Below are 885 nucleotides of genomic sequence, written 5' to 3'. Positions count from 1 at the left end.
CTAGAAAACAGCAGTGACGGCGATGAAGGTGATGCGCTAAAAGCTGAGAATATTCAGCTTTCTAAAGGCAACACTGTGGGTATCAAGGTTGTAGACGGCAAGCTGGAAGTAGACCCGAGTGAATATGAGTATCTCGGCGAAGGTGAGCAAGAAGAGATCACCTATACCTATGATGTCGTTGAGTATGAAGGCGACACTGAAATCTCTCGCACGCCGACCACGGCAACGATCACGATTGATGGTAAGAATGATGCACCTCAAGCTGGGGACAATTTGAACAACCCAGATACCGGTGAAGCGTATTGGACCAACAATGATGTGGGGCAAATCGTCACTATCCCCGCAGACCTTATCCTCAGTAATGCCTCTGATACCGATAAGAATGATGCGATTAAGATCGTCTTAAGTAGCCTCAAGCTTGATGACCCGAACGCGGGTGACTTTGAGCTTGTTGTGAAAGTGTCTGAAAGCGAAACGAAAACCGTGTCAAAAGACTATCAACTGAAAGATAGCGAGTCGCTGGAAAGTATCATCTTTACGCCAAACCCTGACTATAGCGGGCAGGTAAACCTTAGCTATCAAGTCACCGATGGCATGAGTGATTCAAACATCGCCAACGTGCCGATCATTGTGAACGCCGTTCATGCGAACAATGATGGACTCTCAACTGCGTTCACGACCAGCAGTGCTGACGGCTGGCAGAACCTGGATGGGAATGAATATTTCACCATCAAAGCCCTCAAAATTGGCGATGACGGTAAACGTGTTAAAGACGGTGAGTTGGTCACGGAAGGCTCTGAGCACATTCACAGCACAGGTATTGGTGTAGCAGATACTGCACGCCCTGAACACACAGGTGCGTCACACCAAATTGAACACAACCAT

General features: G+C 47.9%; 1 protein-coding gene. It reads left to right on the top strand.

All coding sequences use genetic code 11. The features are described 5' to 3' along the window. A partial coding sequence (locus tag RN22_RS25330; RefSeq protein ID WP_046308509.1) for an Ig-like domain-containing protein occupies positions 1-885 on the top strand: 885 nt, incomplete at both ends.

This window comes from Grimontia sp. AD028 (assembly GCF_000973155.1).
Taxonomy (GTDB): domain Bacteria; phylum Pseudomonadota; class Gammaproteobacteria; order Enterobacterales; family Vibrionaceae; genus Enterovibrio; species Enterovibrio indicus.
Note: the sequence above shows the minus strand (reverse complement) of the source record. Positions and strands in the feature narration are given on the sequence as shown.